This is a genomic window from Rhizobium sp. PRIMUS64, assembly GCF_023006465.1.
Taxonomy (GTDB): Bacteria; Pseudomonadota; Alphaproteobacteria; order Rhizobiales; family Rhizobiaceae; genus Rhizobium; species Rhizobium leguminosarum.
In genome coordinates this window covers 1-1,501 of sequence record NZ_JALBGX010000285.1, presented here as the reverse complement: position 1 = coordinate 1,501, position 1,501 = coordinate 1, and the positions used below count along the sequence as shown (strand labels likewise).

The 1,501-nt window shown below is 65.4% G+C and carries 2 protein-coding genes and 1 pseudogene; 1 reads left to right on the top strand and 2 read right to left on the bottom strand.

All coding sequences use genetic code 11. The features are described 5' to 3' along the window. Window positions 1-138 (top strand): annotated as a pseudogene (locus MOV76_RS39095) (alpha-D-ribose 1-methylphosphonate 5-triphosphate diphosphatase); the annotation flags it as partial. Here the strand turns inward: MOV76_RS39095 and purN are convergent. Both purN and purM read right to left on the bottom strand, forming a co-directional pair. Next, on the bottom strand, window positions 135-806 hold the full coding sequence (gene purN, locus MOV76_RS39090) for a phosphoribosylglycinamide formyltransferase (protein WP_018241489.1): 672 nt from the start codon (window positions 804-806) through the stop codon (window positions 135-137). The pseudogene MOV76_RS39095 and the gene purN sit on opposite strands and share 4 nt — an antisense overlap. Further along, window positions 803-1,501, bottom strand: a 699-nt coding sequence (gene purM / locus MOV76_RS39085) for a phosphoribosylformylglycinamidine cyclo-ligase (protein WP_247266590.1), incomplete at its 5' end; no start/stop codon positions are given. The genes purM and purN, both read right to left, overlap by 4 nt.

Below are 1,501 nucleotides of genomic sequence, written 5' to 3'. Positions count from 1 at the left end.
GAGATCGCCGTCGGCCGGCGCGCCGATCTCGTCGTGGTCGAGCCGGGCGATATCAATCGCATCCGCGCCACCTTCCGCGCCGGTCGCTTCGTCTACAGCGACGGCACCCTCCATCCGTTAAGGGCTTTGGCGGCTTAAGCGCGGTCGCCGATGAGCGAAATCAGTTGAGCCTTGGGTGCGGCGGTCGCGGCCTCCGCGCCGACGGCTTTGCCGCCTTCCATCGCCACTCGACCTTCGGCAAACAGCCGCAAGGCCTGCGGATAGATCTGGTGTTCGATGGTGAGCACGCGCGCGGCAAGGCTTTCGGCCGTATCGCCCAAGAGAACCGGCACAGCCGCCTGGCCGATCACCGGCCCCTCATCCATGCCTTCGGTGACGAAATGCACCGTGCAGCCGGCGATCCGCATGCCGGCGTCGATCGCCCGCTGATGCGTATGCAGGCCCGGAAATAGCGGCAGCAGGGAAGGGTGGATGTTGAGCATCCGGCCTTGGTAACGCTGGATGAATGTCGCCGTCAGCAGCCGCATGTAGCCTGCCAGGCAGAGAATATCGGGTTTAAGCTCGTCGAGCGCCGAAAAGATCGCCGCCTCATGCGCATCCTTGCTGGCGTAGTCCTTGCGGGGAAAAGCGAAGGTGGAAATGCCTTCGGCATCAGCCTTGGCAAGCCCGCCGGCATCCGCCTTGTCGGAGATCACCCCGACGATCTCGGCCGGGTAGTCGGCTGCTTTCGCCGCCGCAACCAGCGCCATCATGTTGGAGCCGCTGCCTGATATGAAGACGACGGCGCGTTTGCGCGGCGAGCTCATATGGCAAGCGTACCCTTGTAGACCGTGCCGGCAGCGCCTTCTTCGCGGGCGATCATGCGGCCGAGCGTGATGACAGTCTCGCCCTCAGCTTCGAGTGCCTCGGAAACCGCCGCGACGTTCTCAGCGGCGACGACGGCGATCATGCCGACGCCGCAGTTGAAGGTGCGCAGCATTTCTCTGGATTCGACGCCGCCCGTCTTGGCGAGCCACGAAAACACCGGCGGAACCTTGACCGCGTCAAGATCGATCTCGGCCGCCAAGTGCTTCGGCAGGACGCGCGGAATATTTTCCGGGAAGCCGCCGCCGGTGATGTGCGCCAGCGCCTTGATGGCGCCGGTCTCGCGGATCGCCTTCAGAAGCGGCTTCACATAGATGCGGGTCGGCTCGAGCAGGGCTTCGCCGAGCAGCCGGCCTTCGGCAAACGGTGCGGCTGCGCTCCAGTCGAGGCCCGACAGTTCCACGATCTTCCGAACCAGCGAAAAGCCGTTGGAATGGACGCCGGAGGAGGCAAGGCCGAGGATCACGTCGCCCTCGGCAATATCGCCTGATGGCAGGAGCTGGCCGCGTTCGGCAGCACCCACCGCAAAACCGGCGAGGTCGTAGTCGCCGGAGGAATACATACCGGGCATCTCGGCCGTTTCGCCGCCGATCAGCGCGCAGCCGGCCTCGCGGCAGCCGGCGGCAATGCCGCCGAC

What these genes read in the sequence shown, in the direction of transcription:
- purN (WP_018241489.1), bottom strand. Translation starts at nt 806, where the DNA reads ATGAGCTCGCCGCGCAAACGCGCCGTCGTCTTCATATCAGGCAGCGGC.